Source organism: Psychromonas sp. KJ10-10 (assembly GCF_047323245.1).
Taxonomy (GTDB): Bacteria; Pseudomonadota; Gammaproteobacteria; order Enterobacterales; family Psychromonadaceae; genus Psychromonas.
On the sequence record NZ_CP178826.1, the window covers coordinates 1,432,322 to 1,457,467 of the forward strand.

Consider the following 25,146-nt stretch of genomic DNA (forward strand, 5'->3'; position numbering starts at 1 on the left):
ATTTAAAGCAGAAAGACGCGTAAATAACGGTACTGTATGGTTTTGCTTATCCTGAACTGAGGTTATTTATAAAGTTGATGTTGTTTAATGTAGGCATAAACAAGAGGTGGTAATAACTCATTAAGGTGTTGATGATTGCCATTACTGATAGCTTGCCTTATTTGCGTAGAGGATATATTGAATTGCGTAGTATCTTGGAAATAAATTTTACCCGCATACAATTCATGTAATGGTTCAATAGAAGTGCTTTGATGCTGTTTTAGTAACATATTAATGGTGTCATTAAACTCTCCTTTCCAACCTGGTCTTGAACAAATAACAAGGTGACAATAATTAAGAATATCCTGCCACTGAAACCAACTGTCAAAGTGTATTAAAGAATCCATTCCCATCACAAAACAAATTGGTGTTTGAGGGTATTCAGCTCTAATTTCCTTTAAGGTTTCTATCGTATAGCTTGCTGTGTCCCGATTTAATTCACGTTTATCAATTTTTAAATTAGCAATGCCCTGAACCGCAAGTTCGACCATCTTACTTCGCTGTTGTGCATTACAATGACTGCCTGCTTTATGTGGCGCAATATGATTAGGCATTAAAAATAAATCTGTTAATTGCAAACTTTGTGCAACTTCGATGGCAGAAAAAAGGTGGCCATTATGTATAGGATCGAAACTGCCACCTAAAAAACCAATCGCTTTTGCTTTCACTATGTATATTCCTTTAAAACCGGGAGGGCGTTATTGTTGAAATGAATTTTGTCTATTAAGCATGAGGAAAACATGGGTAAATAGGTACTCATTGGGGATGTTGGCAGTCATCAAAATAACTTATTACCCCAGCCTAACTTGTTCTGTAAAACATGAAAGTAATTATAATTTCTAGGGTGTACCAATTTTAGTTTGTGGTCTGTTTTTCGCAGAATCACTTCATCACCAGGCAGTACCGATAAATTAACATGGCTATCGCAACTTATTTGCATTTCACTACGATTATTTTCGGACATTTTTAAGCGCACAACACTATTGGCATCAAGTACAATTGGGCGACTATTTAAGGTATGTGGAAACATAGGCAACAAACTGATGGCATCTAAATTAGGGGTTAAAATTGGCCCGCCTCCAGAAAGCGAATAAGCTGTTGAGCCTGTGGGAGTTGAAATAATTAAACCATCAGCACGCTGATTTAGCATAAAGTTATCATCAACATAAACTTCAAACTCTATCATATGAGCTATTTTGTCGGGATGTAATACGGCTTCATTAACCGCAGTGTTGCTACTTTTAAGGTGACCGTGGCTATGAACTTGAGCTTCGATTAGAAAGCGTTTTTCGACGAGGTATTTGCCAGCTAATACTTCGCAGAGCGGTTCTTCAAAATTATCTGGGTCAAGATCTGTTAAAAAACCTAGATTTCCTCGATTTACACCAATAACTGCGATGTCAAAGCGTGAAAGTACTCGTGCAAAGACCTAGCATATAACCATCACCACCAATCACAATCGCCAAATCACAGCGTTTACCGATACCTACTAAATTGCTACTTCTGATATTTTTATTTGAAAGGTCACGCACCACGCGTTGATCAACGATCACCGTTAACCCTTTTTGCAACAAAAAATCATATAAAGATTGTAAGGTTTGTTGTGCACCGGCATGTTGTGTTTTGGCAATTAAACCAATGGTTTTAAATTCGTTAAAGTCTGCTTGTGGAGCACTCATAATAACCTTGTTAAAAAGTATAGAATTGATTTTAGTATACTCGTTATCCTATAAGGTGCAAAATTACCTGTGAGTTGTTTAAATGATTTAATCAACACACTTGAAACTCTTGTTTGAATCCCCATAATAGCCCTATATATAACCGTTACCATTCAAAATGCAAAGTTCAGCACCTTGATTGGTAACGGGTATAACATTTAATTTGTACTCAGTTAGGATGAAAAAATGAGCGAAGAACAGAAAGTAAGTGTTGAAGAAGCAATCGAAACAGTATTAGGTGAAGAAAAAGTATCACCAGAAACCGTTGTTGAGCCTGAAGTGTTAGAGCCTGAAGTTGCTGAAGAGCAAGTTAATGAAGAAGTAAATATGATTGAAGAATTGGGCAAAAAACTGGCTCTCGCTGAAGAAGAGATCGCTGTACAAAAAGATTTAGTTGTTCGTGCAACAGCACATGCTCAAAACGAAATTCGTAAAGCAGGCATTGATGCAGAAAGCAAAGTTAAGCGTACCTTAAAGCGTTTTACTGAAGCGCTTCTTCCTGTTGCTGATTCTTTAGAGATGGCAATCAGCCATATTGATAAAGATAATGAAGACTTAGCTAAAATGGCTGAAGGCGTTGAATTGACTTTGAAATCGATGATCGATTCCTTTGCAAAAGTTGGCATTGTGCAATTAAATCCGCTTGGCGAACTAGGCAAATCCTGAAAAGCATCAAATTGTAAGCCAACAACAGGTTGAAGGTAAAGAAGCTAATGAAGTATTAGTTGTGATGCAAAAAGGTTATGAATATAACGGGCAAATCATTCGTCCTGCGATGGTAATGGTTGCTTCTGCATAGTTTGATTATTGTTGTTAGTGATTGTCAAAATGACTTAATTCGCAATACTTACAATTAGCTGTGACAAAATGCAAGAAAAGGTACTCGATGAGTACCTTTTTTAATTTAAAAATAAATATAATATTTTAAATATTCCCCTTGAAACTCAAAATTATCCCCTCATATATTAAATATCAAAGCGACAAAGCATTTAAAAATATCTTTAAATCGGTCGTTAATAAAAAACAACATAACAAGTATGGAGAAGTAAAAATGGGTAAAATTATCGGTATAGATTTAGGTACAACTAATTCATGTGTTTCTGTATTGGATGGTGATGTAGCTAAAATTATTGAGAATGCAGAAGGTGAGCGTACTACTCCTTCAATCATTGCATATACGGATGGTGAAACATTAGTAGGTCAACCAGCTAAACGTCAGTCTGTGACTAACCCAAAGAATACTCTTTTGCTATTAAACGTTTAATTGGTCGTCGTTTCGAAGATGAAGAAGTACAGCGTGACCTTAAAATCATGCCTTACCAAATTATCAAAGCAGATAACGGTGATGCATGGGTAGAAGCGCATGGTGAAAAAATGGCACCACCGCAAATTTCTGCTGAAGTATTAAAGAAAATGAAAAAAACTGCAGAAGACTACCTTGGTGAGAAAGTATCTGGCGCGGTTATTACAGTACCTGCATACTTTAACGATTCACAACGTCAAGCAACTAAAGATGCTGGTCGCATCGCAGGTCTTGATGTTAAACGTATCATCAATGAGCCAACAGTCACCGCATTTGCTTACGGTGTTAACAATGCAAAAGGTGATAGCACAGTAGCTGTATACGACTTAGGTGGTGGTACTTTCGATATCTCAATCATTGAAATTGATGAAGTTGATGGCGAAAAAACATTTGAAGTATTAGCAACAAATGGTGATACGCACTTAGGTGGTGAAGATTTTGATAACCGTCTAATCAAATATATTGTTGAACAGTTCCAAAAAGAACAAAACTTTGATTTAACAAACGATCCTTTAGCAATGCAACGTGTTAAAGAAGTCGCTGAGAAAGCAAAAATTGAGTTGTCATCTTCTCAACAAACAGAAATTAACTTGCCTTACATCACTGCTGATGCATCTGGCCCTAAACATTTGAATGTTAAAATTACACGTTCAAAATTAGAGTCACTTGTTGAAGATATGGTTAAAGCAACGATTGATCCATTACGTATTGCACTAAAAGATGCTGACCTAAGTGTTGGTGATATCAACGATGTTATCTTAGTTGGTGGTCAAACACGTATGCCACTTGTACAACGTGTGGTTGCAGAGTTCTTTGGTAAAGAAGCACGTAAAGATGTTAACCCTGATGAAGCGGTAGCAATGGGTGCCGCAATTCAAGGTGCGGTACTTTCTGGTGATAAAACTGACGTACTATTATTAGACGTAACACCATTATCAATGGGTATCGAAACTATGGGTAGTGTGATGACTAAGGTTATCGAGAAAAACACAACTATCCCGACTAAACAGTCTCAGACTTTCTCAACGGCTGAAGACAACCAAAGTGCAGTAACGATTCATATTTTACAAGGTGAGCGTAAACGTGCGAGCGACAATAAATCTTTAGGTCAATTTAACCTAGAAGGTATTCGTGTCAGCATCACGTGGTACACCACAAATCGAAGTTACTTTCGATATGGATGCGGATGGTATCTTACATGTATCTGCAAAAGATAAAGATACTAACCAAGAGCAAAAAATTACTATCAAATCAAGCTCTGGTCTAAGTGATGAAGAGATTGAACAAATGGTACAAGATGCTGAAGCAAATGCTGAAGCGGATAAAGCATTTGAAGAAGTAGTTAGTGCACGTAACCAAGCTGACGCGATGATCCATGCAACGAAGAAGCAAATCGAAGAAGCGGGCGATGCGCTACCAGCTGACGAGAAAGAGAAAATTGAAGTCGCTATCTCTGAACTTGAAGTTGCAACTAAAGGTGAAGATAAAGCTGAAATTGAAGCTAAAACAACTGCACTTGCAGAAGCTTCTCAAAAGCTAGGTGAAATTGCTCAACAAAAAGCACAAGCAGGTGAAGCAGGTGCTGAGCAACCAGAAGCAAAAGCAAAGCAAGACGATGATATCGTTGATGCTGAGTTTGAAGAAGTAAACGAAGATAAAAAATAATTAACTCGTCTTTCTTATGATAGGTAAGTACATTATTTAATGAATGACGCGGGTTATGGAGTTCTCTATAATCCGCGTTATTGTTTAGAAAATCAAAACTTGAGAACTAAAAATGTCGAAACGTGATTGTTATGAAGTGCTTGGTGTTAGCCGGAGTGCAACCGAAAAAGAAATAAAAAAAGCGTATAAACGCCTTGCAATGAAATATCATCCCGATAGAACAAAGGGAGATGCTGAGCTAGAAATTAAGTTTAAAGAAGTAAAAGAAGCTTACGAAATTCTCAGTGATCCTAATAAAAAAGTCGCTTTTGACCAATATGGTCATGACGGTGTTAATCAGCAAGGTCAAGGTGGCTTTGGTGGTGGTGACTTTGGTGACCAGTTTGGTGATATCTTTGGTGATATTTTTGGTGGTGGCAGAGGCCGTGGTGGTGCGCAACGTGCACAGCAGGGATCTGACTTACGTTACAACATGGAATTAACGCTTGAAGAAGCGGTTCATGGTGCATCTAAAGAAATTGAAATACCAACACAGGTTCATTGTGAGCAGTGTAATGGTACTGGTGCTAAAAAAGGCACTGACTCTAAAACCTGTGGAACTTGTCATGGTCAAGGTCAAGTACAGATGCGACAAGGTTTCTTTGCAGTAAACCAAACCTGTCCAACCTGTCGTGGTAAAGGTAAAATTATTACTGATCCGTGCCATAAGTGCCATGGTGAAGGACGCTATGCAAGTAGCAAAACGCTAAATGTTAAGATTCCTGCAGGTGTTGATACTGGCGATAGAATTCGTTTAAGCGGAGAAGGTGAAGCCGGCGAGCATGGCGCGCCAGCTGGTGATTTATATGTACAAATGAATGTCATTGATCACGAAGTTTTTGTACGTGATGGTGATAACCTGTACTGTGAAGTACCAATTAGCTTTACCGAAGTCGCACTTGGTGGGGAAATTGAAGTACCGACTTTAGATGGTCGCGTTAAACTGAAAATTTCTGCTGAAACACAAACCGGTCGTATGTATCGCATGCGTAACAAGGGTGTCAAATCAGTAAGAAGTCATAGTGTTGGTGATTTGATGTGTAAAGTTATTGTCGAAACACCAGTTAAACTTTCAGCTAAACAGCGTGAATTACTGAAAGAGTTTGAAGCCACTTGCTCTTCAAGCCCTAAAAAACACAAACCAAAATCAGATGGTTTTTTAAACCACATCAAAAACTTTTTGATGATTTAAGTAAATAAAAACAATAATTAATGATTTATTTATCAAAATAACAAAATAATCGTTTGTGTTTGATAAAAAAATACCATCCTAGTGATGGTATTTTTTTGCCTGAAAAATAAAAAGGGAAAATAGATGAGACATTTAATCATAGGTGGTGTGCGTAGTGGTAAAAGTGATTTTGCAGAAAAATTACTCTCTCATTGCTTGATTATCAATACACAAAGAAATCGTGCTTTTTATATTGCGACAAGTCTTTCAATTGGTGAAGAAACTAAAAGTCGTATTGCTCGCCATCAATTGCATCGGAATAAAAATATAGTGACCTGTGAGCTAGATTATCAACAAAAAACATTAAATTATTTTTTGGATCATCATGATTCAACTGATAAATTTATATTAATAGAATGTTTATCAACTTGGGTTGGTTGGTACCTTTCTCAAGATAAACCATTAAAACAATGTATAAATGAATATGAGCAAGTTAAAAATCAATTTATTGAAAGACTAAATCATTTACAAGCAACTATTTTTATTGTCACTGGAGAAGTCGGATGTGGCTTAATTGGTGAAAGTAAATTAATGCGTGTTTACGCAGATAAGCTTGGTGAACTAAATCAAGATATCGCCCGTTTAAGTAATAAAGTCACCTTAGTGACTGCGGGTATTGCGCAACAAATCAAAGGATAATTTTTTAGCCCGTAAAGGTAAACCTAATTGCCTTAATCCATAAAATCATGTCACATGCTTGTCATCTATTTTGGTTAGTCTAGTTTTCAGGAGGAGATAGCTATGATCTCAGTTGAAAACGTATTATCAGAAAACTTACCAAGCCTTGAAAGTCATCCGTTTATTCGTAAACGCATTTTACCATTCCTGCGCCAATTATTGCATGAAGGTGACTTTAAAAGCTTTGACCAGAAATATTCACACCTTCAAGGTTTTGATTTTATTGATCAAGTTTTGGAACATTTTGATTTTAGTTACAGTTTACGCAAGCAGCTGAGCGAGATCGTATTCCCGCTCATGGACGAGTTGTGATCGTTGCTAATCATCCTATTGGTAGTTTAGATGGTTTGGCGCTTTTAAAAATGGTCGGCGAAATAAGACGAGATGTGAAGGTGGTTGCCAATGATTTGTTAATGGCTATTAAACCCCTAAATGATCTGTTGCTACCCGTTGATAATATGAGTAACCAAACCACACGTCAGAATATCAAGGCAATAGAAGCTCACCTAGATGATGATGTCGCTTTATTAATTTTCCCTGCAGGTGAAGTCTCTCGTATTAGCCCGATGGGTGTAAGGGATGCACGCTGGCGTAATAGTTTTTTGCGCTTTTGCTGCAAAAACTAAGGCACCTATTATCCCTGTGTTTGTTGATGCACGAAACTCTTGGTTCTTTTATAGTTTATCTTTAGTCGCCAAACCGCTGTCAACTTTGTGGCTAGTTCGCGAAATGTTTAAACAAGCACGACGAGACATTCCAATTCGTATTGGCAAGGCCGTTGCTTTTGACTGCTATGATAGTCTGCCGCTTGATTTAAATGGTAAAGCAAAACTGTTTAGAAAACATGTTTATAAATTGGTAAAAAATCGCAGTGAACTGGGCCTTGAGGGAAGTTATGAAAATATTGCTCACCCTGAACCTCGTGATTTATTACGTGATGAAATTAGAGCCTGTGAGCTATTAGGTGATACCTCCGATGGAATGGCTATCTACTTATATAACTTTAATGGTGATTCGACGGTAATGCGTGAAATTGCGCGTTTACGAGAAGTGAGTTTCCGGGCAGTTGGAGAGGGCAGTGGTAAACGTCGTGATATGGATCGTTACGATTGTTATTATGATCATATCGTTCTATGGGATGAACAAAAATTAGCGCTTGTGGGCGCTTATCGGTTAGTCAAAACAAAGCCAACTATTGCGTCTAGAGGCATTGAGTCTTTATATACTCATACACTTTTTAATTACCAAACTGGCGCACATCATTATCTTCAACAGGGGTTAGAATTAGGGCGTAGTTTTGTACGACCTGATTATTGGGGAACACGTAGCTTAAATTACCTGTGGTATGGCATTGGCGCTTACCTTAAACGCTTTCCAGAGGTGCGTTATTTACTAGGGCCGGTTAGCATCAGTAACGACTACCCAAGTAAAGCTAAAGTCGCTTTGGTTGATTTTTACCGAACTTATTTTCCAAGTGAGTCTCAATGGGCGGTTGCACGTGCACCTTATGCATTAAATCCTGATGCAAATAAAGAAGTCGTTCCTTATAAACAAGCTTTTTCAGAACTGAAAAAACAAATGAGTGGCTGGGGGGTGACAATCCCTGCATTATATAAACAGTATTCAGAAATTTGTGAACCCGGTGGTGTACAGTTTGTTGATTTTAATATTGATGCCGATTTTGCCGATTGTATTGATGGCTTAGTGGTTGTTGATTTCGAGAAGCTGAAGGAATCAAAACGCAAACGTTATTATGGTGAATAGTTTTGTTTTGTGAACCTTATTAGATGTGACAACATTAATGTAAATTATTTTTAAATACCCCTTTAAAAATAAATTTAATGCCCCATCTAATAATTTACTAATCACTAAAAAAGAAAAAATGGGATAAAAATGTCTGAATTACAATTGAACACTCAAGAATTACAAGCTAGCTACGGTATTGGTCTACAAATGGGCGAGCAACTTAAAGCACAGCCTTTTGAAGGATTAGATATCTCTGCTGTGGCAGCTGGTATTGCTGATGCATTCGAAGGCGCTGAAAGTAAAGTTTCTCAACAGGATCTTCAAGAGGCATTCCAAACCATTTCTGCACGTATGCAAGCAATACAGCTGCTGAACAAGCTAAAATTTTAGGCGCCGCTGGTGCTGAATATTTAGCTGAAAATGCTAAAAAAGAAGGCGTTCAAGTAACTGAATCTGGTCTACAGTATGAAGTTATTGCATTAGGTGAAGGTGAGAAACCAACTGCTGAGTCAACAGTAAGCGTACATTACCATGGTACATTAGTTGACGGTACAGTGTTCGATAGTTCTGTTGAGCGTGGTCAGCCTGCTGAGTTCCCTGTTGGTGGTGTTATTGCTGGTTGGACTGAAGCATTACAATTAATGCCTGTTGGTTCAAAATACAAATTAACAATCCCTTCTGAACTTGCTTACGGTGAACGTGGTGCAGGCGCAGAATCGGCCCTCACTCAACATTAGTATTTGAAGTAGAATTATTAGAAATTAAATAATTTTATTAATTCTTGTTACGTATATCATTGCGTAGCATAGAAAATAAAGCCATCCGTTAGCAATAACAGATGGTTTTTTTATATCAAAAGAAAAATTTGGGAATGATTTTAACGATAAAAACTGGTTGCCATTAACTCAAGTGCTAGCCAATTATCGGTGCGATTTTCAACTTTCACTGCTACCTCTAATTCTGAACACTGTATTAATAACTCTTCAAGCCGCTGTGTTGTAAGATGATTTAAAGCGCTAGTCATTAAAGTCTGTTTGTTCGCCCATAATTTAGGTTGATGTTGATTAAGCAATTGTGGAAGTGGGGTATGTTGAGCTTGATAGCTGAGTTTAAGTAACTTTTGAATCTCACTGCTTAAGGTCGCACTGAGTAATAACAACTCCGTTCCCTCTGCTTTTAATTGCTTCAGTATACGCAAACTTCTGGCTCGGTTACCTTCTAATAAACTATCTAACCATTGAAAAAGTGAGAAGTGATTATGTGTCGTTATGGATTGTTTTACTTGATTAATATTTAAGGTTTGTTTGGGATATAAAAGCGCTAGCTTTTCAAACTCTTGTTTTGCGCCTAATAAATTACCTTCAAAATGCAGACACAAAAAATCAATCACTTCTTTATTTGCTTGAAGACCAAGGTTTTTTAAGCGTTGAAAAATCCATTGTGGGAAACGTTGTGCCGTAGGAGCGTTTGTTGCTACAAATAACCCCTGTGACTCTAACTGTTTAAACCAGACTCCATTAAGTTGCTGGTTGTTTAATTTAGGCCCCTGTAAAATTAATAAAATATCTTGATTTAATAGTGGCGCAATTTCACGTAAAAAAGCAGTATTGTCTTTATTGGTTTTTGTTATTGTCAGGTCGAGTATTTTTTTCTGAAAATAAAGATAAGCTTTGAAGGTGATTATAAATCTCATCTTTATCAAAATTACCATCAAGGCTAAAACTAAAATGTTCTAAATAACCCTGTGATTTTGCCTGCTGTTTGACTAAGTCCTCAGCCTCGAGTGACAATAATGCTTCATCACCAAATATCAGCACACAATGAGGAATTTGTTTTTTAATGTCTCGCTGTAGTTGCTCAGGATAAATGCGCATTTGAATTACTTATCATTAAGTTGTGCACTGTTTTTATTATCTAAACTGAGCATAGTATTAATAATATGATCAGCTGAGCAATAACGCGTAACTCCTTGGTTAATAATTCAGATTCACGTGATTTTGCTAATGCTTGTTCTGAATCATCTAAAAAGTCTCTGTAAACATTGACGTTAAAGTTTTGAGGTTCATATCCAGGGCTTTGAATCGAGTAGCTGAGGTTATAACCTAATTCTTGCTCTGCATTTTGAGCGGTCACGTAGAGTGAAATAGTTCGAGATGAACGTCGCTCTGCATCCACTTTTAATATGGCAACATCATCCGATGGCGTGTCTACGATATCAATACCCGCACCACGTAAGCGTAACTTAATCAAACGGGTTAAATCGGTGTTAGGAGTACTTTGTAATAAGATCCTTGGATACTTTTCAACCAAACCATCATTGTGTTTAAGATGAAAGCCACAGGCACTTAAAAGCACTAATAAAGAAGCTAATAGGATGCTTTTGAAAGCGTAAAATAAGGTTTGCATAAATAGCCTTATAAATAAAGAAAGGAAGGTTGGTGGGCTAGAAAACGCTCAAGGTTTCGTTTTCTAGCCGTTTAGCCTTTTAGTTTATAATCATTTGTTTAGCATAATTTAATTAGCAACAATGTTTAATAACTTTCCTGGTACATAAATGATTTTACGGATGGTTTTGCCGTCAGTAAATTTAGCTACATTTTCATCCGCTAAACCAAGGGCTTCAACTTCATCCTTAGTAATATCAGCTGGCACCGTTAATTTACTTCTTAGTTTACCATTTACTTGTACTATGATTAATTTTGAGTCTTCTACTAATGCAGACTCATCAACTTGAGGCCATGCAGTAGTTAATAAATCACCTTCTTCACCTAATGCTTCAAATAGTTCAGCACAAATATGTGGTGTGATAGGTGATAGCAATTTAACTACAGCTACTAGTGCTTCTTGAATGATGGCACGATCTTGTGCATCAGCCGTAGGCGCTTTATTAACTTTGTTCATCAATTCCATCACCGATGCAATAGCGGTGTTGAAGGTTTGACGACGGCCTAAATCATCAGTCACTTTACTAATGGTTTTATGTAATTCACGACGCAGTGATTTTTGCTGGTCATTATGAGATTTGATTGCCAGTTCAGCAACTTCTCCAGCAGAAACATGATCGCTAGCTACTTTCCATAGGCGTTTTAAGAAGCGTAATGAGCCTTCAAGAGCCGAATCTGACCATTCTAATGTTTGCTCTGCAGGTGTCGCAAACATCATAAATAAACGCACACTATCAGCGCCGTATTTATCAATCATATCCTGCGGGTCGATACCATTATTTTTTGATTTAGACATTTTACACATGCCATCAAAAATCAATTCTTGGCCATTTGCCATTTTAGCACCGATCACTTTACCTTTATCGTCAGTTTCAGTGATAGCATCCTTTGGCGAAACCCAAACTTTACCGCCTTTCTCATCTTCATAATAATAAGCGTCAGCTAATACCATGCCCTGAGTCAGTAATTTTTTGTAAGGTTCATCACTTTCTACTAGTCCAAAGTCACGTAATAATTTATGGAAGAAACGTGAATAAAGTAGATGTAAAATAGCGTGCTCGATTCCACCAATGTATTGATCAACAGGTAACCAATAGTTTGCTTTTGCTGGATCTAACATTTGCTCAGTGCTTTCAGGCGAACTATAACGTGCGTAATACCAGCTTGATTCCATAAAGGTATCAAAGGTGTCTGTTTCGTGTGTTGCTGGTTGTCCGTTATAGGTTGTTTTAGCCCACTCTAAATCTGCTTTGATAGGTGAAGTAATACCATTCATAGTGACATCTTCAGGTAAAACAACAGGCGACTGATCTTCTGGAACAGGAACAACCGTGCCATCTTCTAGTGTTAAAGTTGGAATTGGAGCACCCCAATAACGCTGACGAGAAACACCCCAGTCACGTAAACGGAAATTAACCTGACGTTTACCTTTATTTTCACTGACTAATTTCGCTTCAACAGCATCAAATGCAAGATCAAAATCTAAGCCATCAAAATCACCAGAATTAAAACAAATGCCTTTTTCAGTATAGGCTTCTTCAGACACATCAACGTTAGCATCGCTTGGTTTAATGACTGCTTTAATGTTTAAGCCATATTCTTTAGCAAATTCGTAATCGCGCTGATCATGAGCAGGTACAGACATTACTGCACCAGAGCCATAACCCATTAATACGAAGTTTGCTGTCCATACTGGCACTTCTTCGCCTGTGATTGGGTGAATGGCTTTAAGTCCAGTATCAACACCTTCTTTTGTCATGGTCGCTATTTCAGCTTCAACCATTTTTTGGTTTTTACATTTTTCACAAAATGCCGCTAATTCAGGATTAGTTTTCGCGACCTCTAAAGCTAAGGGATGTTGTGCGAGCAACAGCAACATATGTAACACCCATAACAGTGTCTGGACGCGTAGTATAAACTGAGAAAGACTGATCTGAGTTGGCAACTTTAAAGTCCATCTCGATGCCTTCTGAACGACCAATCCAGTTACGTTGCATGGTACGAACTTGCTCAGGCCATTCATCTAATTGGTCTAAATCGTCTAATAATTCCTGTGCGTATGCGGTGATCTTAATAAACCATTGTGGAATTTCTTTTTGCTCAACCACAGCACCAGAGCGCCAACCACGACCATCAATAACTTGCTCGTTTGCCAGTACTGTTTGGTCAACTGGATCCCAGTTAACAGTGGCCATTTTTTTATAGACTAAACCTTTTTCAAGTAACTTAGTAAAAAACCATTGTTCCCAGCGGTAGTATTCAGGTTTACAGGTCGCTAATTCACGACTCCAGTCATAACCAAAACCTAATTGCTTAAGTTGGGTTTTCATATATTCTATATTTTCATAGGTCCAGCCGGCAGGAGCAGTATTATTTTTGATTGTCGCGTTTTCAGCCGGTAAACCAAATGCATCCCAACCCATAGGTTGCATAACATTTTTGCCCTGCATACGTTGATAACGAGAAACTACATCGCCGATTGTGTAATTACGGACATGACCCATGTGCAATTTGCCACTTGGGTAAGGAAACATTGATAGGCAGTAGTATTTCTCTTTGGTTGGATCTTCAGTCGCTTTAAAGGACTGGTTTTCATCCCAGTTTTTTTGAAATTTTGCTTCAATCTCTTTAGGGTTGTATATCTCTTGCATATTCTGTCTGCCTAGCAATAAAAATGGAAAAAAGTAAGGCACTAGGATACAGGAGAGAGTTGTTTGCAACAATATTTATGAGGAGGATGGATTGTTTTTCAGGCAAGAAGCAACTTTTTTGGAGACAAAAGGTCAAAAAATGTAATTAATTGCTTAATTATTGTTTAATTTGGCGTAGTCTGAATTATAATATTTAATAAAATGTAGAAATATAGGATGACGGAGCCCTTATGGACGAAGAAGTTAAAGAACTAATTGTCAATGATGAAGAATTTAAATTGTTATCTGAAATGATCCTTGATATTGAAGAATCTGAAAATAAAGGAAAAAATTTAGAGTACGATATTTCTGGTTCTGATGGAAAAGATGCTCTGCTATTTCAATTAGGGTTAGCGGATGATTTGCAATTAATTGCAAACTATGGAAATCATCATCTTGTTTTTCCCGTACAGATGAAAATGGGCGATTTTGCTAATTTTACTATGAGCCTTAATTCTCCTAAGATTTTTGAGACGGGTGATAAATTACGTTCATGGCGTTTACCTGTTGATAAAACAATTTCTTTAGTAAATGAAAAAGATGAAGAATTACGCTATCAGATTAAAGATCTTTCTGCTTCAGGTATTTCCTTATTAATTGATGATGAAGAGGAAGCTGAGTTTCCTGATCAGCTACATAATATATATTTGAAATTACCAAATCGTGGACGTTTGGCGATTTCAGGTTCTCAAATCCGACGTGTTGATAATAAAACCGTGGCTTATTCATTAGGTCAGTCAACGGATGATACTGTTTTAGCGTCTTTAGCAGAATACCTTTTTGAATGTCATGCAGAGCAACATCCTGAAGCTCACGCAAATCAGTTTAAGTAATCTGATTTGATGTTTAATTAAACGCTTTGTTGATTTTATCGGCAAACAGTTTTTTTATCCTGATAAACTTTACAAGTTGTCATTTATATCTGTATTATGATGCCTGTTCTGCGGAGGGGTGGCAGAGCGACTGAATGCACTGGTCTTGAAAACCAGCGAGGGTTAATAGCTCTCCGAGAGTTCAAATCTCTCCTCCTCCGCCACATATAGAAAAAAGGCTTCTCATTTGAGAAGCTTTTTTTCGTTCTGGTAACTTAAAAAATTGTTCAGTAGCTTTTTGGTTGTCAATTTATAAATACAAGCAATATGTTCTCAAATTCAGTTAATGAACTTAACGGCATTTCATAAATCAATTTACAGGTCATGATCAAAGTGACACTGATAAAAATGGGACGAACGATTTTGTCACCATTTTTAATAACCATTTTACTGCCGATGATTGAACCTATTATTTGTCCTGCTCCCATCACGATACCTAATGAATAATCCACCGCACCTAATGCAACAAAGAACAATAAAGAAACAAAGTTGCCCATTAAATTGAGCGGTTTAGTGGCAATTGAAGATTGTTTTATGGTGTAGCCAAGTAAGATAACAAATGCAATCATCCAAATTGAGCCAGTACCTGGACCAAAGAAACCATTGTAAAACCCGATTGATAATCCACAACAGATCATAAAAACCTTCACCGAGATTCTAGGTGGTGTTGCCTTAGGCTTTTTCATGCTTTTAGAAAATATCGAATAGAGGGTAATAAACACCATTAAAATAGGTAATAAAAAACGTAACGATTGTTCATCAAATAAGCTTACCGAATAAGCGCCAAGGATCGCACCAATTGCAGTTGCTAGCATTCCCAAAAGAAGGCCCTGAATGTTTATTTGATGATAAAGCAAAAAGGTGACAAATGAAGTTGCTTCTCCAATAACTGCTTGTAGCTTGTTTGTACCTAGGGCGACAAAGGGAGGAATGCCGGCGAGCAGTAAACTCGGCACTGTAATTAAGCCACCTCCGCCAGCAATAGCGTCAACAATTCCTGCAATTATTGCAATTAGAAAAAGCAATAACAGTATATTATCAGTCAAATTGTATAAGGGGATTTCCATGGTCATTTAATCCTTTTGTATTTTTCTGATCCATCAAAGTGATAGGGAAATGTATTAGTAACATTATTTATCATGTAGTAAAATTAACTATAAATAACTTATATGTTTAGGTTGGCCTTAATGCTTAATTCTCTTGATATCGATTTCTTTCTTCATTTGGCCTCGAGTCGTTCTCTTGTCGCGACGGCGAGAAAGTTAAATGTCACTCCTCCAAGCATTTCTCAGCGCTTGACGTTGTTGGAGAAAAAGTTAGCAGTAAAATTGGTTGAGAGAGGTTCTAGAAGTATCGCCTTAACACCTGCAGGTGAAATTTTGGCGAAGCAAGGTAAGGGCTTGATGTTAGATTTAGGTGCCTTGGAAAGTCATTTACAGCATAATAAATTTGCGCTTTCAGGAAAAATAAATGTGCTTGCTCCTTTGGGGTTTGGTACTCAATACATCGCACCGATAGTGGCAGCTGTTCCAAAAACAACATCCATTAACTGAGATTGACCTTGTATTGTCCGATAATCCACAATGGTCAGAGCAACAGCGCCCTGATGTCATGATTTATATTGGATACCTTAAGGATTCATCCTTGAAACGTATTTTTCTTGCTAAAAATGAACGGTTATTATTAGCTTCTCCTGAGTATTTAAAATCAGCGCCAGAACTAAAGTCGCCACATGATTTAAAGCAAGCATCAATGTATCGCTTTAAGAGAAAATAATGAAGATGTTACCTTGTGGAAGTTTGCACATAAATTATCAGGTGAAAATATTGGTGTAAGAATATCACCTATGCTTTCAAGTAATGTTGGTATGGTTATTAAAAATTGGGCTGTTGATGCAATGGGTATCATTCAGCGTTCACAGTGGGATATCACTGAGGAATTAAAAATGGGGCGGTTAGTAAATATTTTACCTGAATACCAATTGCCTTCTGCAGATATAGTTGCCCTGGTTTCAACAAATCGAGAAAAAAGACCACAGAAAATAAATGAGTTAATTGATTTCTTGAAACAACAGATACAAGAAAAGATCAGTTAAGCCATGCCTTATTGAATTGAATAACATAATAGTTCTGCATTCTAAGAAATGAAGTTTTTTGTTGTGCTTAACTGTCATACTTATTTTGTTGTATATATGAGCAAACGCGCGCTTTTCCTTTATTTTTCTTTACAATACAATCATAAACTCTGTACTATTCGACCTGTTCTGCGGAGGGTGGCAGAGCTACTGAATGCACTGGTCTTGAAAACCAGCGAGGGTTAATAGCTCTCCGAGAGTTCAAATCTCTCCTCCTCCGCCACATTTTAGAAAAAGCTACTGACTTCAGTGGCTTTTTTCTTATCTGCGATTTAAATATTCTTATTATCAATCTTCCTATCTAATAAATTTATTTTATCTGTACTAAAACCATATCCTCTAAAGCGATATCCTCTAAAACCCCCTTTAACTTTTTTGATAAAAATCAATTTAAGTTTGAGGTAACTTCGTTTCGATTAGAATTTTGTTTGATATATAAGCAAACAATTCGGTTTTTCTTTTTTCTCTTTACAACAGAATCATAAACTCTGTATTATTCGCCCTGTTCTGCGGAGGGGTGGCAGAGCGACTGAATGCACTGGTCTTGAAAACCAGCGAGGGTTAATAGCTCTCCGAGAGTTCAAATCTCTCCTCCTCCGCCACATTTTAAAAGGCTCGCTATTTATAGCGAGCCTTTTTGCTTTCTACGACTTTAATATTATTTATGTCTGCCAATTTATTTATTATACTTAGTCTTTGTATTTACATTTTTTCTTCTAATGAATGAAGCAACTTGGATAAGTGTTAACTAACGCATGACATGATGTTTTTTGACTTTTAAAAACTCACTTTTTAGCTATTATCCAAATCTTAATTTAATTTTGCGCCAGTATAGTGACGCGGAGAGCAATTTTGATAAACATCCTGTTGGTCGATGACCATGAATTAGTACGTACAGGGATAAGCCGTATCATTGATGATGTTCGAGGCATGAAAGTAATAGGTGAAGCTGATAGTGGCGAAGTCGCTGTTAAGTGGTGCCGAAATAATCACCCAGATGTTATATTAATGGATATTAATATGCCGGGTATTGGTGGCTTAGATGCGATGCATCGTATCTTGCGCATCAATGAAGATATCAAAATCATTATGCTGACTATGCATACTGAAAATCCATTTCTTCTAAAGTTATGCAAGCTGGCGCCGCGGGTTATTTAAGTAAAGTACGCCCCTGATGAAGTGCTTGTCGCAATACGAGCGGTGCATTCAGGACAACGTTATTTAGCACCTGAAATAGCACAAAAATGGCTTTGTCACAAATATCTCCCGTTTCAGAAGATCCCTGTAGCGTATTATCAGAGCGTGAATTACAGATCATGATGATGATAACCAAGGGGCAACGAGTTGTAGATATTTCTGAGCAATTAGGTTTGAGTTCAAAAACAATCAATAGTTATCGATATCGTTTATTCGATAAGTTAGGCGTGAATGGAGATGTTGAACTGACTCACTTTGCCATTCGTTATGGCATGTTAGATGCTGATACTTTATAAAAGCGCTATTTAAAAAATGATCATTGAGCAGATAATTAATATCCAGTACCTCAACACATCTTTTGAGGCTGGCATATTATGAGTGAGTTTTGCGCGCAATCATTTTTACAAACGGTTACCACTGAGCCTGGTGTTTACCGTATGTTTGATAACAAAAACGTTATTATTTATGTTGGTAAAGCAAAAACCTCAAAAAGCGCCTTAGTAGTTATTTTAGCTTAACCCAAAAACACCCTAAAACCCTTGCGCTTGTTAGTCATATTACCAATATTGAAGTAACAGTGACTCATACTGAAACAGAAGCGTTGATTTTAGAACATAACTTCATCAAACAATATAAACCTAAATACAATATATTATTACGTGATGATAAATCCTATCCCTACTTATTTTTAAGTGATCACAAACATCCACAGCTAACTTTGGTGCGTTCACAAAATCGCAAACGAAAGGGGACTTATTTTGGCCCTTACCCCAGTGGTGGTGCTGTTCGTGAAAGCTTACATTTGATGCAAAAGCTATTTCCTATTCGCCAATGTGAAGATAGTTATTATGCCAATCGTTCTAGACCTTGTTTGCAATATCAATTAAAGCGTTGCCTAGGGCCCTGTGTAAACGCGATGCCAGAATCTGAATATGCACATCAAGTGGAATTAGCCAGTGAGTTTTTATTGGGTAAAAGTCAGCGGGTGATCGATTTATTAATTAATGAAATGGAAACTGCCAGTGAGAGCTTAGAGTTTGAAAAGGCAAGCGGTTAGGCGCGATCAAATTCAATCACTTAAAAAGGTTCAAGAACAACAATGGGTGAGTGGTGATATTGAACAGCTTGATGTATTAGGCTTTGTTTATGAGCATGGAGTGGCTAGTTTTCACCTTCTTTTTGTGCGTCAGGGGCGTATTTTAGGTAGCCGAAATTATTTCCCTAAAGTGCCTAAAAATTCTACTTTTGATGAAATATTAACGGCTTTTCTCAGCCAATTTTATTTATCGGGTCAAAATGGCCGTGCGATCCCCAAAGAGATTCTGTTAAGTGATGATTTTACAGAGCGTTTTACTTTTACTGATTTGTTTAGTGAATACTGTGGTTACAAAACCACATTAAAAGTAGAAATGCGAGGTGAGCGCGCTAAGTTTGTGAAACTTGCTAAACGAAATGCCTTAGTTGCATTACAAACCCATTTGAGTCAAAAAAATAATGTTCAGCAACGTTATCAATTATTGGAAGAAAAATTAGACCTGATCGAACCTATCCAGCGCATGGAATGTTACGATATTTCACATATGATGGGCGAGAAAACCGTCGCCTCCTGTGTGGTCTTTGACCGTGAAGGCGCTAAAAAATCAGCCTATCGCCGCTTTAATATTACTGGCATCACGCCAGGTGATGATTATGCCGCTATGGGGCAAGTGTTAGCGCGTCGTTTTAGAGATAAGCAAAATATTGAAAATATCCCAGATATTATTTTTATTGATGGTGGTCTTGGACAGTTAAACCAAGCAGAGGAAATTATTAGCTCATTAGCTGAAAATTTTACTGAAAAATACCCTTTATTGATTGGTATTGCCAAGGGAGTGACTCGAAAAGCTGGTCTTGAAACACTTATTTTAGCTGATAGCCACGAAATTTTAGAAATCGCGAGAGATTCACCCGCATTACATTTAATTCAACAAATACGCGATGAATCGCATCGATTTGCAATCACAGGGCATCGTGGACAACGGGATAAAAAACGTCGCACTAGTTCGCTAGAAGATATTGCTGGTGTAGGGGCGAAACGTAGGCAATTGTTATTAAATCATTTTGGTGGTTTACAGGGCGTGAAGGTCGCTAGCATAGATGAACTGGCTAAAATAAACGGTATCAGTCAGATGTTAGCTGAAAATATTCATGAAACCCTAAATTCGTAGTATCTCAAACAAGGGGTAACTCAATAAATAACAGGGAACTATTTGCATTAACAATCAATAAAATGCAAAAATAGCATTTCCACAGAAAGGATTTTTTAATGAACAATATTCCCAATATTTTAACCAGTTTTCGTATTTTTTAATTCCTATTTTTGTAATTGTTTATTACCTTCCTGTAATCTAGGCCGCAGTAACAGCGTACTTGTATTTTTTTGTTGGCCGCTATTACTGATATATTGGACGGTTACCTAGCCCGAAAACTTGACCAGTCAACTCCTTTTGGTGCCTTTTTAGACCCTGTTGCGGATAAAATAATGGTGGCTGTGTCATTAGTAATGATTGTTGAGCATTACGCGGTAATGTGGGTAACGATCCCTGCGATGATTATGATTTGCCGTGAAATTGTAATTTCTGCACTTCGTGAATGGATGGCAGAGATAGGACAAAGAGCCAGTGTTGCCGTTTCTAATGTAGGAAAAATTAAAACCGTTGCACAGATGCTTTCTTTATTTGTATTGATTTGGCAATACTCAGAAATGATGGAATGGGTTGGCTTTGCGCTAATGTTTATTGCAACAATACTTACTTTATGGTCGATGGTTGTATATTTAAAAGCTAGCATGGCCTGCACTGAGTAGCCAGTAAAAAGTCTCTTAAAAGTTGAATAAATAGACATTTAGCCTGAAAAAACAGCGAACAGCTTATAATTAATAAAAAAAGTCACAAAGGGTGTTGACTCAAAATAGAAAGTCTTTAAAATGCGCCCACATCGAAACGGAAACAGTTAATGTTTTCTAACGATAAAAATTAAAATGAAGATGCTACGACTAGCTCAGTGGTAGAGCACAACCTTGCCAAGGTTGGGGTCAAGAGTTCGAACCTCTTGTGCCGCTCCATTTTAAATTTTGGCGGAATGGCAGAGTGGCCATGCAGTGGATTGCAAATCCATCTATCTCGGTTCGACTCCGGGTTCCGCCTCCAAATTTTAAAGTTTTGCCCGGATGGTGGAATCGGTAGACACCCAAGATTTAAAATCTTGTGCATTCTGTGCGTGCGAGTTCAAGTCTCGCTCCGGGCACCATTTTTAAAGAAACCAGCTTTATAGCTGGTTTTTTTATGCCTGTAAATTTTAGTTATCAATAATGCACAAATATGTGCAACATCAATGGCGTACGAGTTCAAGTCTAGATTCGGGCAGTATTTTTAAAGAAAACAGATTTTTAGCTGTTTTTTTTTATGCCTCTAAGTTTTTAGTTATCAATAATGCACAAATATGTGCAACATCAATGGCGTACGAGTTCAAGTCTAGATTCGGGCAGTATTTTTAAAGAAAACAGATTTTTAGCTGTTTTTTTTATGCCTGTAAGTTTTTAGTTATCAATAATGCACAAATATGTGCAACATCAATGGCGTACGAGTTCAAGTCTAGATTCGGGCAGTATTTTTAAAGAAAACAGATTTTTAGCTGGTTTTTTTTATGCCTCTAAGTTTTTAGTTATCAATAATGCACAAATATGTGCAACATCAATGGCGTACGAGTTCAAGTCTAGATTCGGGCAGTATTTTTAAAGAAAACAGATTTTTAGCTGTTTTTTATGCCTGTAAGTTTTTAGTTATCAATATTGCACAAATATGTGCAACATCAATGGCGTGTGAGCTCAAGTCTCACTCCGAGCAGTATTTTTAAAGAAACCAGCTTTATAGCTGGTTTTTTTATGCCTGAAATTTATCCTGCAATTTATAGCTACAAAATATATCCTGAAAATTTTTTAGTTATCAATAATGCACAAAAATGTACAACATCAATCGCTTGCAAGTTTAAGTCTCTCTCCGTGCATCATTTTGAAAGCCTCGTACTTGAAATGAGGATTTTTTATATGCTTATTTAATATCTGATACAATATCTATCAAATAAATGAAATAGGTAGAAATATGATTAAATGTATTATATTTGATTGCGATGGCACATTGGTCGATAGCGAATACCTTTGTAACCTTGGTTTTGAAATAAAATTAAAAGAATATGGTGTGCATTTTCCCGCGCAACAAATAATGGAAAAACATGTCGGCTCAAAGTTGGCTGGTATTATGGCATCCTTTGAATCTGAGTTTGGTATTAAGCTAAAGGAAGATTTTGTAAGTTCCTATCGTGCTATTGTTGCAGAGCTGTTTAAAGAAAGATTAACGGCCTGTGATGGCGTACATGAGATGTTATCTAGTATTAATTTGCCTAAATGTGTTGCTTCCAACGGCCCTCTTGAAAAAATGACCATGGCACTTACATTGTCAGGATTAATAGAACATTTCCAAGGGCATTTATTTAGTGCGTATGAAGTAGGATCTTGGAAGCCAGATCCTGGTTTATTTCTTGAAGTCGCTAATGTGATGGGCTTTAAAGCAGAGCAGTGTGCTGTTGTTGAAGATAGTTTGGTTGGGCTTGTCACTGCAAAAGCCGCTGGTATGTTTGCAATATTATATGACCCTCATAATATTCATAATGAATTGCCCGATACGCTAAGGATAAGTCATATGGATCAGTTGCTTGATAGTATTAGTTAGTCTTCTGGTAATTTATTAGATTGGGTATTATTGTTGCTCAATTAAAAACGCAAGTAAGCGTTTGATTTACGCTTGCTTAAACAAAAAAATAGAAGATTATAATGAACGTAATAAAAGCTGAAAAAAGTAAGGCCTGGAACATCGTGATTTCTGGAGTGGCTATCGTCGCAATTTTATTAGCAATTGTTGTTTTGTTTTTAGGAGAGGGGATTCTTCAAACATTAGATTCAATTTACCCTAATTGGGCCTTTCCTGCTTATTTTATTCCTTGGTTTTTATTGATGATTTCAAGCATACAAAAACTCAATAAAAATAAACATAATAAGGAATATGCATTACAGGTTTGGATTTTAAAAATTACTATACCTCTTTTTCTTTTCACATTACCCTTCTTTAGCCAGTTGCTCAACAATAGCTATTCATCTACACATTGTTTAGATGAATGCCAAATACAAGCTACTTTTTTACTTGGCTTTGAGCCTTATTGTATGTTTTTAGCAATGCTGTCACTCTTTTTACTTTTTACATTGCCAAGTAAATGGTTACATAACAAATAAAGACTATAAATTCTTTATTTCCTGTTTTTGAAAGTAATGGAAAACTGCTTACTTATTTCTTTCCTGACTAGCGAATTTTGCTTTTCTTACCTAAGCTAAATAGACCTTTTATTTTTAATATTTAATTTAATACAGATAATTGCAAAGCTGATACTAATGTTAATAATTAGCTTATTTTTTCATTGCTTAAAGTTAACAACTTCTATGTTGGAGGTTTCGTAAAGAAAGCAAAAGATTAGATCAACTTTCGCCTCAAGCTAAATAATTTTTACTCGGTAAAATTGAGGACGCATGTATTTAACAATTAGGATGATGACTTATGTGAGTTGTTTTTATCTGTAAGGAGCATAGACATAAGGTATTTCCTTTTTAACTGATTTAATTGACTTCAAAAAGTCAAATTTATGACTGGTTTATTATAAATTTGCCCTTTGTGCTGAAAAAGCTATAAATGCACTTGCGCATCTTTTTGTAAGTGAGATTATTAGAAAATTGATTAATCTCAGTGTGTTATATCATCATTTCAGACATACTGGTTCAGATAACAAGTACTGAAAATGATCGCTTCATTATTTTCTTCATTATTCAATTTGAAGGTGAAAAAGTAGGAGACAAGTTAAATTAATTAGTATCGTTTATGCCATCATCATGCTGACAAAACTATAAAGTGCTATGGAAGCTTTACTTTTGAAAACATTTGAATGAGCTTGTAACTGAAAAATACTCATAAATTGTTAGGCATTAATTCATTTTTTATAACTAACTTAGAGTTCAATGGATTGAAATGTTGAAAAAGGAAACTTTATTTTGTTCCCATCAGATTTATATTTCAAAATAAAAAATAAGCATAATATTAAAACGCTTTTTTAATTGATATCTTTCATATGAAAGATATCAATGCTTCCTATGGTTTTGAAAATGGTGATGCGATAATCAAGCAACTAAAGAGTAACCTTTCTCTACTGCTGAAAAATGAAATCAATAAAATGATACAAAAAAACACCGGTTTGAAGGTGGTTGGAAAGGTATCGAGGCATCATTCAGATGTATTAGCGTTAACTTTTTATGCTGATTTACCTGAGATGATAGTGCTTAAGATAAATGAAATCATTACTCAGCATCTGGTCAATCATAAATTCAAAGTTTCTAAACCAGATATAAAAATATTTATTAATGCCACAGTAGGTTGTTCAAAAAGCTCAAATAAAAATTTAATTGTTTACGCAGAAAAAGCCTTACACATTGCTAAAACAAATTTTGAAATGTTTGTTTTCTTTGACTCCAACTTCTATAAGAATGAATCCTCCCATAATAATCTCATCGAAATCATAAAATACAATATTGAAAGTAATAAGGTCGAGCCATACTTTCAGGCTATTGTGTGTAACACAGAAGAGCAAACAGTAAAATATGAAGCGCTGATGAGGCTCTTTGATCAAGAGGGTAATATATTATTGCCAGGCGCTTTTTTAGACAAGGCGAAAAGTTATAGATTATATGTGCAATTAATGCAGATATTAATCAATAAAGTGTTTGATATCATTATTCTGCATAAAATTCATGTCAATATTAACCTCGAATATAACGATATTATTAACCCTTTAATCAGCGATATTATTCTTCTGAGATTACAAAAAGCAGACATCGGTAAATATTTGACAATTGAAATCTTAGAAAGTGAAAGGATCAGAAACTTTGATGTGATTAATGAGTTTATTCATAAAGTAAATGAGTATCAGGTCGGAATAGCAATAGATGATTTTGGCACGGGGTTTTCGAATTATGAATATATTTTGAAACTAAATGTTGATTACCTAAAAATAGATGGTTCGTTAATTCAAAAAGTAAATGAAGAGATTTATATGAATCTCATTAAAAGTATTGTGATGTTTTGTGGAAAACAAAATATTAAAACAGTCGCTGAATACGTCAGTGATGTAAAAATACAACGTTATGTCAAATCATTAGGCATAGATTATTCTCAGGGTTATTACATTCAAAAACCAGTTTCAATTGAGCAAATTTTGGGAGAGCGTAGTGAAGGGTAATTTAAAAAAATAACAGATA

Annotated in this window: 20 protein-coding genes, 5 tRNA genes and 6 pseudogenes; 24 read left to right on the forward strand and 7 right to left on the reverse strand. The window is 36.4% G+C overall.

The genetic code is table 11. From position 1 onward, the window contains the following. Positions 1-62: 62 nt before the first annotated feature. Complete coding sequence (gene nadD / locus ACLKMH_RS08175) at positions 63-707, reverse strand: nicotinate-nucleotide adenylyltransferase (RefSeq protein WP_413701563.1); 645 nt, start codon at positions 705-707, stop codon at positions 63-65. 110 nt (positions 708-817) lie between these two features. Further along, positions 818-1,718: pseudogene (nadK, locus tag ACLKMH_RS08180) on the reverse strand (NAD(+) kinase). Between the two features lie 225 nt (positions 1,719-1,943). Between nadK and grpE (ACLKMH_RS08185) the strand changes: the two are divergent. The 9 genes and pseudogenes from grpE (ACLKMH_RS08185) (at position 1,944) to ACLKMH_RS08225 (ending at position 9,188) form a co-directional block, all read left to right on the forward strand. Beyond that, on the forward strand, positions 1,944-2,423 hold the full coding sequence (gene grpE / locus ACLKMH_RS08185; protein ID WP_413701564.1) for a nucleotide exchange factor GrpE: 480 nt from the start codon (positions 1,944-1,946) through the stop codon (positions 2,421-2,423). Positions 2,424-2,433: 10 nt separating this feature from the next. Further along, the gene (grpE, locus tag ACLKMH_RS08190; protein WP_413702290.1) at positions 2,434-2,556 is read left to right on the forward strand and encodes a nucleotide exchange factor GrpE; all 123 of its coding nucleotides are present in this window, start codon (positions 2,434-2,436) and stop codon (positions 2,554-2,556) included. A 252-nt stretch (positions 2,557-2,808) separates the two neighbouring features. Continuing rightward, positions 2,809-4,725: pseudogene (dnaK, locus tag ACLKMH_RS08195) on the forward strand (molecular chaperone DnaK). Positions 4,726-4,837: 112 nt separating this feature from the next. Further along, positions 4,838-5,956 carry a molecular chaperone DnaJ gene (gene dnaJ, locus ACLKMH_RS08200; RefSeq protein ID WP_413701565.1) on the forward strand — a complete coding sequence of 373 codons (1,119 nt, stop codon included), beginning with the start codon at positions 4,838-4,840 and terminating at the stop codon, positions 5,954-5,956. 123 nt (positions 5,957-6,079) lie between these two features. Next, positions 6,080-6,634 (forward strand): bifunctional adenosylcobinamide kinase/adenosylcobinamide-phosphate guanylyltransferase, encoded by a 555-nt coding sequence (locus ACLKMH_RS08205; protein ID WP_413701566.1) that lies wholly within the window; start codon positions 6,080-6,082, stop codon positions 6,632-6,634. 102 nt (positions 6,635-6,736) lie between these two features. Further along, on the forward strand, positions 6,737-6,985 hold the full coding sequence (locus tag ACLKMH_RS08210; protein ID WP_413701567.1) for a hypothetical protein: 249 nt from the start codon (positions 6,737-6,739) through the stop codon (positions 6,983-6,985). Next, the gene (locus tag ACLKMH_RS08215; protein ID WP_413701568.1) at positions 6,982-7,299 is read left to right on the forward strand and encodes a hypothetical protein; all 318 of its coding nucleotides are present in this window, start codon (positions 6,982-6,984) and stop codon (positions 7,297-7,299) included. Before ACLKMH_RS08210 ends, ACLKMH_RS08215 begins: the two co-directional genes overlap by 4 nt. Then, positions 7,253-8,437 (forward strand): GNAT family N-acyltransferase, encoded by a 1,185-nt coding sequence (locus tag ACLKMH_RS08220; RefSeq protein ID WP_413701569.1) that lies wholly within the window; start codon positions 7,253-7,255, stop codon positions 8,435-8,437. Before ACLKMH_RS08215 ends, ACLKMH_RS08220 begins: the two co-directional genes overlap by 47 nt. Positions 8,438-8,566: 129 nt before the next feature. Next, positions 8,567-9,188 (forward strand): annotated as a pseudogene (locus ACLKMH_RS08225) (FKBP-type peptidyl-prolyl cis-trans isomerase). A gap of 108 nt (positions 9,189-9,296) precedes the next feature. Here the strand turns inward: ACLKMH_RS08225 and holA are convergent. The 4 genes and pseudogenes from holA to leuS form a co-directional block, all read right to left on the reverse strand. Beyond that, a complete protein-coding gene (holA, locus tag ACLKMH_RS08230; RefSeq protein WP_413701570.1) occupies positions 9,297-10,112 on the reverse strand; it encodes a DNA polymerase III subunit delta in 816 nt (271 codons plus the stop codon). Next, entirely contained in the window at positions 10,033-10,293 is a 261-nt protein-coding gene (locus ACLKMH_RS08235; protein WP_413701571.1) for a hypothetical protein, read from the reverse strand. Before ACLKMH_RS08235 ends, holA begins: the two co-directional genes overlap by 80 nt. A gap of 40 nt (positions 10,294-10,333) precedes the next feature. Next, positions 10,334-10,825 carry an LPS assembly lipoprotein LptE gene (lptE, locus tag ACLKMH_RS08240; RefSeq protein WP_413701572.1) on the reverse strand — a complete coding sequence of 164 codons (492 nt, stop codon included), beginning with the start codon at positions 10,823-10,825 and terminating at the stop codon, positions 10,334-10,336. A 108-nt stretch (positions 10,826-10,933) separates the two neighbouring features. Continuing rightward, positions 10,934-13,514: pseudogene (gene leuS / locus ACLKMH_RS08245) on the reverse strand (leucine--tRNA ligase). Positions 13,515-13,744: 230 nt separating this feature from the next. Between leuS and ACLKMH_RS08250 the strand changes: the two are divergent. Together ACLKMH_RS08250 and ACLKMH_RS08255 are read left to right on the forward strand one after the other, a co-directional pair. Then, positions 13,745-14,386, forward strand: coding sequence for a hypothetical protein (locus ACLKMH_RS08250; RefSeq protein WP_413701573.1), 642 nt, complete (start codon positions 13,745-13,747; stop codon positions 14,384-14,386). Positions 14,387-14,498: 112 nt separating this feature from the next. Next, positions 14,499-14,589: transfer RNA gene (locus ACLKMH_RS08255), tRNA-Ser, on the forward strand. A gap of 81 nt (positions 14,590-14,670) precedes the next feature. Here the strand turns inward: ACLKMH_RS08255 and ACLKMH_RS08260 are convergent. Next, positions 14,671-15,492, reverse strand: coding sequence for a TSUP family transporter (locus ACLKMH_RS08260; protein ID WP_413701574.1), 822 nt, complete (start codon positions 15,490-15,492; stop codon positions 14,671-14,673). 120 nt (positions 15,493-15,612) lie between these two features. Here ACLKMH_RS08260 and ACLKMH_RS08265 point away from each other — a divergent pair, with 120 nt between their 5' ends. The 13 genes and pseudogenes from ACLKMH_RS08265 to ACLKMH_RS08325 all read left to right on the forward strand — a co-directional run bounded on the left by ACLKMH_RS08265 (position 15,613) and on the right by ACLKMH_RS08325 (position 25,127). Next, positions 15,613-15,978, forward strand: a complete 366-nt coding sequence (locus ACLKMH_RS08265; RefSeq protein WP_413701575.1) for a LysR family transcriptional regulator — start codon at positions 15,613-15,615, stop codon at positions 15,976-15,978. Between the two features lie 13 nt (positions 15,979-15,991). After that, positions 15,992-16,201: a hypothetical protein gene (locus ACLKMH_RS08270; protein WP_413701576.1), complete on the forward strand. Its 210-nt coding sequence runs from the start codon at positions 15,992-15,994 to the stop codon at positions 16,199-16,201. Between the two features lie 13 nt (positions 16,202-16,214). Further along, positions 16,215-16,520, forward strand: coding sequence for a hypothetical protein (locus tag ACLKMH_RS08275; RefSeq protein ID WP_413701577.1), 306 nt, complete (start codon positions 16,215-16,217; stop codon positions 16,518-16,520). Positions 16,521-16,692: 172 nt separating this feature from the next. Further along, a tRNA-Ser gene (locus ACLKMH_RS08280) sits at positions 16,693-16,782 on the forward strand. A gap of 288 nt (positions 16,783-17,070) precedes the next feature. Continuing rightward, positions 17,071-17,161, forward strand: a tRNA-Ser gene (locus ACLKMH_RS08285). 250 nt (positions 17,162-17,411) lie between these two features. Then, positions 17,412-18,052, forward strand: a pseudogene (gene uvrY, locus ACLKMH_RS08290) (UvrY/SirA/GacA family response regulator transcription factor). Between the two features lie 78 nt (positions 18,053-18,130). Next, positions 18,131-19,963: pseudogene (gene uvrC / locus ACLKMH_RS08295) on the forward strand (excinuclease ABC subunit UvrC). A gap of 215 nt (positions 19,964-20,178) precedes the next feature. Next, the gene (pgsA, locus tag ACLKMH_RS08300; protein WP_413701578.1) at positions 20,179-20,601 is read left to right on the forward strand and encodes a CDP-diacylglycerol--glycerol-3-phosphate 3-phosphatidyltransferase; all 423 of its coding nucleotides are present in this window, start codon (positions 20,179-20,181) and stop codon (positions 20,599-20,601) included. Positions 20,602-20,870: 269 nt separating this feature from the next. Next, a tRNA-Cys gene (locus ACLKMH_RS08305) sits at positions 20,871-20,944 on the forward strand. A gap of 14 nt (positions 20,945-20,958) precedes the next feature. Next, positions 20,959-21,044: transfer RNA gene (locus ACLKMH_RS08310), tRNA-Leu, on the forward strand. Between the two features lie 851 nt (positions 21,045-21,895). Next, positions 21,896-22,522 carry an HAD-IA family hydrolase gene (locus tag ACLKMH_RS08315; protein WP_413701579.1) on the forward strand — a complete coding sequence of 209 codons (627 nt, stop codon included), beginning with the start codon at positions 21,896-21,898 and terminating at the stop codon, positions 22,520-22,522. A gap of 101 nt (positions 22,523-22,623) precedes the next feature. Beyond that, positions 22,624-23,079, forward strand: a complete 456-nt coding sequence (locus ACLKMH_RS08320) for a hypothetical protein (protein ID WP_413701580.1) — start codon at positions 22,624-22,626, stop codon at positions 23,077-23,079. Between the two features lie 884 nt (positions 23,080-23,963). Continuing rightward, positions 23,964-25,127 carry an EAL domain-containing protein gene (locus tag ACLKMH_RS08325; protein ID WP_413701581.1) on the forward strand — a complete coding sequence of 388 codons (1,164 nt, stop codon included), beginning with the start codon at positions 23,964-23,966 and terminating at the stop codon, positions 25,125-25,127. The last annotated feature ends 19 nt before the right edge of the window (positions 25,128-25,146 follow it).

Coding starts and splice junctions, on each gene's coding strand:
- ACLKMH_RS08250 (WP_413701573.1), top strand. CDS start 13,745: ATGGACGAAGAAGTTAAAGAACTAATTGTCAATGATGAAGAATTTAAA.
- lptE (WP_413701572.1), bottom strand. CDS start 10,825: ATGCAAACCTTATTTTACGCTTTCAAAAGCATCCTATTAGCTTCTTTA.
- ACLKMH_RS08220 (WP_413701569.1), top strand. CDS start 7,253: ATGCACGCTGGCGTAATAGTTTTTTGCGCTTTTGCTGCAAAAACTAAG.
- ACLKMH_RS08265 (WP_413701575.1), top strand. CDS start 15,613: ATGCTTAATTCTCTTGATATCGATTTCTTTCTTCATTTGGCCTCGAGT.
- ACLKMH_RS08320 (WP_413701580.1), top strand. CDS start 22,624: ATGAACGTAATAAAAGCTGAAAAAAGTAAGGCCTGGAACATCGTGATT.
- ACLKMH_RS08210 (WP_413701567.1), top strand. CDS start 6,737: ATGATCTCAGTTGAAAACGTATTATCAGAAAACTTACCAAGCCTTGAA.
- ACLKMH_RS08325 (WP_413701581.1), top strand. CDS start 23,964: ATGAAAGATATCAATGCTTCCTATGGTTTTGAAAATGGTGATGCGATA.
- ACLKMH_RS08260 (WP_413701574.1), bottom strand. CDS start 15,492: ATGGAAATCCCCTTATACAATTTGACTGATAATATACTGTTATTGCTT.
- grpE (WP_413701564.1), top strand. CDS start 1,944: ATGAGCGAAGAACAGAAAGTAAGTGTTGAAGAAGCAATCGAAACAGTA.
- ACLKMH_RS08315 (WP_413701579.1), top strand. CDS start 21,896: ATGATTAAATGTATTATATTTGATTGCGATGGCACATTGGTCGATAGC.
- dnaJ (WP_413701565.1), top strand. CDS start 4,838: ATGTCGAAACGTGATTGTTATGAAGTGCTTGGTGTTAGCCGGAGTGCA.
- ACLKMH_RS08205 (WP_413701566.1), top strand. CDS start 6,080: ATGAGACATTTAATCATAGGTGGTGTGCGTAGTGGTAAAAGTGATTTT.
- ACLKMH_RS08235 (WP_413701571.1), bottom strand. CDS start 10,293: ATGCGCATTTATCCTGAGCAACTACAGCGAGACATTAAAAAACAAATT.
- holA (WP_413701570.1), bottom strand. CDS start 10,112: ATGAGATTTATAATCACCTTCAAAGCTTATCTTTATTTTCAGAAAAAA.